Annotated in this window: 6 protein-coding genes and 1 pseudogene; 5 read left to right on the top strand and 2 right to left on the bottom strand. The window is 50.4% G+C overall.

The window, feature by feature from the left end; all coding sequences use genetic code 11:
- The 5 genes and pseudogenes from AQR02_RS00970 to modB form a co-directional block, all read left to right on the top strand.
- Positions 1–1450: ABC transporter substrate-binding protein (locus AQR02_RS00970; RefSeq protein ID WP_245237019.1), on the top strand; the 1450-nt coding region annotated here is incomplete at its 5' end.
- An 80-nt stretch (positions 1451–1530) separates the two neighbouring features.
- The gene (locus tag AQR02_RS00975) at positions 1531–2535 is read left to right on the top strand and encodes an ABC transporter permease (RefSeq protein ID WP_054938995.1); all 1005 of its coding nucleotides are present in this window, start codon (positions 1531–1533) and stop codon (positions 2533–2535) included.
- An 11-nt stretch (positions 2536–2546) separates the two neighbouring features.
- A pseudogene (gene nikC / locus AQR02_RS00980) lies at positions 2547–3441 on the top strand (nickel transporter permease).
- Between the two features lie 191 nt (positions 3442–3632).
- Entirely contained in the window at positions 3633–4421 is a 789-nt protein-coding gene (gene modA, locus AQR02_RS00985; RefSeq protein ID WP_054938996.1) for a molybdate ABC transporter substrate-binding protein, read from the top strand.
- A gap of 37 nt (positions 4422–4458) precedes the next feature.
- Positions 4459–5115 carry a molybdate ABC transporter permease subunit gene (modB, locus tag AQR02_RS00990; protein WP_187388799.1) on the top strand — a complete coding sequence of 219 codons (657 nt, stop codon included), beginning with the start codon at positions 4459–4461 and terminating at the stop codon, positions 5113–5115.
- Between the two features lie 78 nt (positions 5116–5193).
- On the opposite strand, the gene AQR02_RS00995 is transcribed toward modB, so the two are convergent.
- Together AQR02_RS00995 and AQR02_RS33295 are read right to left on the bottom strand one after the other, a co-directional pair.
- Positions 5194–6210, bottom strand: a complete 1017-nt coding sequence (locus AQR02_RS00995) for a substrate-binding domain-containing protein (RefSeq protein ID WP_054938998.1) — start codon at positions 6208–6210, stop codon at positions 5194–5196.
- Positions 6211–6332: 122 nt separating this feature from the next.
- A partial coding sequence (locus tag AQR02_RS33295; RefSeq protein ID WP_245237021.1) for a polysaccharide deacetylase family protein occupies positions 6333–6842 on the bottom strand: 510 nt, incomplete at its 5' end.

Genomic DNA, 6842 nt, shown 5'->3' on the forward strand with positions numbered 1-6842 from the left:
CGTAACTGACGGCGAATCGCTTAAGATTGCCCATCAGGTATTTGATTCCCTGCTGGAATACAAGCCGGGAACTTCCGAAGTACAGCCTTCGCTTGCTGACAGCTGGGAAGTTTCAGCAGACGGTCTGACTTACACCTTCAAGCTGCATCCGGGTGTAAAGTTCCATGACGGAACGGATTTTGATGCTGAAGCGGTTGTGTTCAACTTTACCCGCTGGAGTGATCCTGCAAGTGAGTTCAAATTCGAAGGCGATTCCTTTGATTACTACGATTCCATGTTCGGTCCGGACGGCAGCCGTGTAATCAAAGAAGTGAAGGCTGTGGATGCCACAACCGTACAATTTACACTCAACCAGCCGCAGGCTCCGTTCCTGCAGAATATCGCAATGACCTCGTTCGGGATTGCCAGTCCTACCGCCATTCAGGAGAAGAAAGAGAACTTCAAGAATGAGCCTGTAGGTACCGGGCCGTTTGTCTTCACAGAATGGAAGCATAATGATTCCATTACGCTCGACAAAAACCCGAATTATTGGAAAGAAGGGCTTCCTAAGCTGAACAAGGTGATCGTCCGTTCGATTCCTGATAACTCTGCACGCTTCAATGCGCTGCAGAATGGTGAAATCGACCTGATGGAAGATCTTAGTCCGGATGACCTGTCGACCCTTGAGGGCAACACGGAGCTGCAGAAGATTGAGCGTCCGCCGTTCAATGTCGCTTACCTCGGCTTCAACTTTAACAAGAAACCTTTTGATAATGTAAAAGTAAGACAAGCGCTGAACTATGCTGTAAATAAACAGGCTATTATCGATGCTTTCTTCTCCGGCCAGGCTACTGCCGCTGTGAACCCTATGCCTCCATCACTGTGGGGCTATAACGATGCTGTGAAGGATTATGAATACGATCTGGACAAAGCAAAGGCACTGCTGGCTGAAGCCGGTTATCCTGATGGTCTTCCGGATACTGTAACCCTGTACGCTATGCCGGTATCCCGCCCTTATATGCCTGATGGCAAAAAGGTGGCGGAAGCCATTCAAGCCGACTGGGAGAAGATCGGTGTGAAAACCGTCATTGAGTCCCCGGAATGGGCGACATACCTCGATGACACCAAAGCTGGTGAAAAAGATGATATCTACATGCTCGGCTGGACAGGTGATAATGGCGACCCGGATAACTTCCTGTACACGCTTCTCGACAAGGATGCTATTCCTGGTAACAACCGCAGCTTCTATGTAAATGAAGAACTGCACACTATTCTGATCAATGCCCAGAAGGAAACAGATCAGGCTAAACGCTCCGACCTGTACAAACAGGCTCAGGAAATCATCAAAGCGGATGCGCCTTGGATTCCTCTGGTCCACACAACTCCGCTTCTGGCTGCCAAAGCCAATTTGAAAGGCTATGTTCCAGGTCCGACAGGTACGGAATATTACAGCGAAATTTACTTCGAATAGTATGATCCATCAGCATTTTCTTGCCGCCGCGCTTGTAGCGGCGGCAAGTTATGTTGTGGATCGCTGGAAGGTGAGCCGACTTGAACTCCTACCTATTAAAACGTGTTATGGTATTAATCCCGGTTCTGATCGGGATGACGATTATTGTATTCTCGATTATCCATGCCATTCCGGGTGATCCGGCAGAGACGATCCTTGGGCAAAAGGCAACTGTGCAGTCCAAACAGGCGCTGCGTGAACAGCTCGGCCTCGATAAGCCGTGGCTGCAGCAGTATTTTAATTATATGGGAGATTTGCTGCAAGGCGATCTCGGGACTTCCATCCGAACTAAAACGCCGATTGCTAAAGAAATTATGCCTTATCTCGCAGCTACACTGGAGCTTACGGCTGCAAGTATGCTGTTTGCCACAATTGTAGGTGTTAATGCGGGGATTCTAAGCGCTTGGCGGCAGAATTCATGGTTTGACTATACCGCGATGATTATTGCACTCATTGGTGTATCTATGCCGATCTTTTGGCTGGGGCTGATGGAGCAGCTGTTATTCGCACTGAAACTGCATTGGCTGCCTTCTATAGGAAGGATGGACCAGCGCAATCCGGTGGAGAGCATCACTAATCTCTATATTATTGATACGATTATTGCTGGACAGTGGGGTCAGCTGTGGACGGTTATTAAGCATTTAATCCTGCCAAGCATAGCGCTCGGCACCATTCCGATGGCGATTATCGCCCGGATGACCCGTTCCAGTATGCTGGAGGTTATGAACTCCGACTATATCCGTACGGCTAAAGCTAAAGGAATGTCGCAATTCCTGGTCGTGTACAAGCATGCGCTGAAAAATGCCCTGATCCCAGTGTTAACGGTGGTGGGGCTGCAGACAGGCGCTCTGCTCGGCGGTGCCGTTTTGACCGAGACGATTTTTGCTTGGCCTGGCGTGGGAAGGTATATATTTGAAGCGATAAGTGCCCGTGATTACCCTGTCATTCAGACCGGAATCCTGATTATTGCTTTTATTTTCGTCGTTATTAATCTGCTAGTGGATCTGCTTTATGCGGCCGTTGATCCGCGCATTAACTACAAGTGAGGGGTGAACCGATGGGACAGATAACAATCAATGTAACACCCCCGAATGTACAGGCCGAAAAGGTTTCCGGACCTTGGCGCGATGCGTGGAAGGCTTTCCGCAAAAATAAGACGGCGATGCTCGGGCTTTGTATTATTGTGTTTTTTGTACTGATAGCGCTGCTTGCGCCATTTATTGCACCTTATGGCTATAAGGAGCAGGAGCTGGTCAACCGGCTGAAGGCGCCTTCTGCGGCTCATTGGTTCGGTACTGATGATCTGGGGAGGGATTTGTTCACCCGGATTCTATACGGTGCCCGTATTTCGCTCTGGGTGGGATTCTTCTCGGTCATCGGATCCATCGCTGTAGGGACATTTCTCGGGGTGCTGGCCGGTTATTACGGCAAATGGATTGATATGCTCATATCCCGGATGTTTGATATTCTGCTGGCGTTTCCGAGCATTCTGCTGGCGATTGCAATTGTGGCCATTCTCGGGCCTTCACTGCAAAATGCGCTTTATGCCATTGCAATCGTTAATATTCCTACCTACGGACGGCTGGTGCGGGCGAAGGTCCTTTCCCTGAAATCGGAGGAATACATTACGGCAGCCCGGGCGATTGGAATGAAGAACTCGCGGATTCTGCTGACCCATATTCTGCCTAACAGTTTGACGCCTATTATTGTGCAGGGCACGTTAGGGATCGCTACTGCGATTATCGAGGCCGCTGCACTCGGCTTCCTGGGGCTTGGCGCCCAGCCGCCGGACCCTGAATGGGGGAAGATGCTTTCCGATTCCCGGCAGTTCATTCAGAAGGCGCCGTGGACGGTGATTTTTCCCGGCCTGTCTATTATGCTGACTGTGCTGGGCTTCAACCTGATGGGGGGACGGCCTGCGTGATGTGCTCGACCCGCGGATGAAAAATTAGCAGCTGAGAACAGCCCTTTAAGCGGCATGACGCTTAAAGGGCTGTTTTTGTTTTTTTTAAGCATAGGTTTATAAATAACCAATCTATACTATACATAACTAAATATAAGTAAACATAACCAAACGTATAGTAAAACAAAAAGGGATATGCTAGAATATCACCTAAATATATAAGATACATAAACGGGAGGAATGGAAATGTTCAAGAAATTAGCTGTGGTAGTATTGTCTGTTTTGCTGGTTTCTGGTCTATCAGCAGCGCTTGGAGGCCAGCTGGAAGCGGCAACGAAGAAGACGGAAATTATTATTTCGGCTGCGGCAAGTCTGCAGGACAGTCTGGATAAGATCGCTGTGCTCTATGAGAAGCAGCATCCCAATATTGATCTTGTTTTCAACTACGGCGCTTCGGGCACCTTGCAGAAGCAAATTGAACAAGGCGCTCCTGCTGATCTATTCTTCTCTGCCGGGGATAAGCAAATGAAGGCGCTTGTGGATGGCGGGCTTATCTCTGTTCATAAAGAATTATTGAAGAATCAGCTGGTGCTGGTCGTGCCTTCCGATTCCAAATCGAGCATCACCACAATTACACAGCTTACGGATAAATCCTTTAAGAAGGTAGCTGTCGGCCAGCCGGAATCGGTGCCTGCCGGCCAATATGCGCAGCAGTCATTGACTGCCAAGAAGGTGTGGGATACACTGCAAAGCAAACTGGTTTTTGCCAAGGATGTACGCCAGGTGCTCTCCTATGTAGAGACAGGAAATGCGGATGCCGGTTTTGTCTATAAGACGGATGCCCTGACTTCCGGGAAAGTGAAAATTGCTCTAACCGTAGGAGCCCACGTTCATAAGGCGATAAATTATCCGGTAGGAATCGTGAAAGACTCCGATCATCAGACAGAGGCTAAAGCATTTTACAATTACGTGCAGACCCAAGAAGCCGGCAGCATCTTCACCGGCTACGGATTTACATTAGCTAAATAATTCAGAATGAGGATAAGCGGGGTGTGAGCGGATGGAGATGAACTGGACTGATTTTTTCGCCCCCGTCTGGCTTTCGGTCAAAATCTCTGTAATTACCAGTATTATCGTATTCATTCTGGCGACTTATGCGGGCAAGCTCATGGCGGGCCGGAAGTTTCCGGGACACAGTCTGATTGAGACTGTACTGCTGCTGCCGCTTGTCCTGCCGCCTACTGTGGTGGGCTTCGTGCTTTTGGTGATTCTGGGGCGGCGGAGCTGGATTGGCAGGCTGTATGAGCAGTTTACGGAGCATACCATCCTGTTCACCTGGGGAGCAGCCGTAATCGCTTCTGTAGTTGTAGCTTTTCCGCTCGTATACAGAACCGTTAAAGCTGGTTTCGAAGGCGTAGAGAAGGATATTGAAGATGCAGCCCGCGCTCAGGGGGCCAGTGAGTTTCAGGTTCTGCGCTACGTGACGCTGCCGCTGGCCAGCCGCTCGCTGGCTGCGGGTTATGTGCTGGGCTTCGCCCGGGGGCTTGGAGAATTTGGCGCCACGATCATGGTGGCGGGGAACATTCCCGGCCGCACCCAGACCGTGCCTACCGCGATTTATGTAGCTGTTGACGGCGGGAATATGACGCTTGCCTGGATGTGGGTCTGCTCGATCATTGCCATTTCTGCCCTTATGCTGATGTTCGTCAACCGCCGTGCCTGAAGCATAGAATGCCAAAAACTCCGGCTATGCCTGTGTAACCAGGTAAGCCGGAGTTTTTGTTTGCAGCTTAACTCTCATTTAACTCTCATAAATGATCCTGCCTGTATCAGAAAGATCATAGCTGTGGATGGAGCTGAGCTCGCTCTTAAAGGCCGAAGAACGCAGAATATCTAGCACTGCACTGATCCACTGTTCATTCCCCGGCTTCTTGAGCATGACCAGATCGTAACGTTCCTTGATCAGCGGAATGAATTCAAGTCCATCAACAATTTTGGCCGCCTTCTCGGTGCCGATGCCGACATCGGCTTCGCCGCGGGACACCCTTCCGGCAACAGCTAAATGGCTGTTCTCCTCGGTGTCGTATCCGATTAGCTCTGCAGCGCGGATGCTGTGCAGGCGCAGCTGCTCGTCCAGCAGGACCCGTGCGCCGGAGCCGCGCTCCCGGTTAATCAGCTTCAGCTCCTTCTGCTGCAAATCCGACCAGCTCCGGATGTTCTTCGGGTTGCCCTTCTGTACATAGAACCCTGCACTGCGTGCCAGCAAATGGACGACGATATAAGAGGAACCGACCAGAAGCCTGCGGATATAAGGAAGGTTATATTCGCCGGTATCTCCATCCAGCAAATGAGTGCTGACGATGTCAGATTCGCCATGATACATGGCGATCAGACTGTCCAGACTGCCTGCATAAGAACGGAGCGGGCGGGTGGACGGGAGGCTGCGTTCCAGATGGCTGGCCAGAATATCCAGCGACATGTCCTGTCCGGTTATGACAACATTCGTTCCCGCAGCTTTACTGGAATACCCCGCAGGCTGGGCGAGATGAAGCGGCACCGAGAATGTGGCTGGAGGCAGCACGAATGGGGTGGCCGGCGGCAGAGTGGAGGATGCCGCTGGATTTCCCTGCAGGCCGGCGGCAGAGCTGCTTCGCGAGTTCTGCTTGTAGGCCTCAAGATCGGTATGGTCCACCCGCATTTGCTTACCTACGCGGTAAGAGGGCAGCTCGCCTTTTTTGATCAGATCATAGACTTTTAACTTGGATATCTTCAACAACCGGGCAATTTCCTCGGTAGTATAGGAAGTGTTCTCGGACATAGGGGAAAGCCTCCTAAAGGATGCACTGCTGCAGCGCTCAATAAGTCTTGATGATAGCTCAAGACTACCTTATTTTGCAGACCCGCGCAATTAAAGAACCTTGAGGAGTCCGGTGAATTTGTCTAATAAGCCAGATGTCTTTTGTTTTCCGCTTTCTCGGTATTCGACAGTCCGATCAGCTCGGAGACGGTAACGAAACGGAAACCCTGTTTCTCCAGTGCAGGCAAAATAATCTTGAGGGCCTCCCCTGTCTGTGATTGCCCGTGAACATAGTCATGGAAGAGTACAATATCGCCGCTATGGGCGTTCTTAATGACTTTATTAGAAATACTCCATACGCCTGGGCGGTTCCAGTCGAGCGTATCCTGATGCCAGGACCACAGTACCGGCTTCAGTCCCATGCGGTTGGAGATATTCACCAAAGTTTCGTCATACATCCCGCCCGGTGGTCTGAACAGACTGCTGTGCCGGCCCGAAATCTTTATAATCTCATTCTCTGTCAGCTCCAGTTCCTTCATCACCTGCTCTGCGGAGATTGGTTTTTTGAAATAAACGTGATTGTACGTATGATTAGCCGGCTCGTGACCTTCGTAGATTACGCGTTTGGCTATTTCAGGATAAGCAGCGATTTT

It is taken from the genome of Paenibacillus ihuae, from assembly GCF_001368795.1.
In the GTDB taxonomy this organism is placed as follows: domain Bacteria; phylum Bacillota; class Bacilli; order Paenibacillales; family Paenibacillaceae; genus Paenibacillus_AQ; species Paenibacillus_AQ ihuae.

What these genes read in the sequence shown, in the direction of transcription:
- modB (WP_187388799.1), top strand. Translation starts at nt 4,459, where the DNA reads ATGAACTGGACTGATTTTTTCGCCCCCGTCTGGCTTTCGGTCAAAATC.
- modA (WP_054938996.1), top strand. Translation starts at nt 3,633, where the DNA reads ATGGAAATGTTCAAGAAATTAGCTGTGGTAGTATTGTCTGTTTTGCTG.
- AQR02_RS00995 (WP_054938998.1), bottom strand. Translation starts at nt 6,210, where the DNA reads ATGTCCGAGAACACTTCCTATACTACCGAGGAAATTGCCCGGTTGTTG.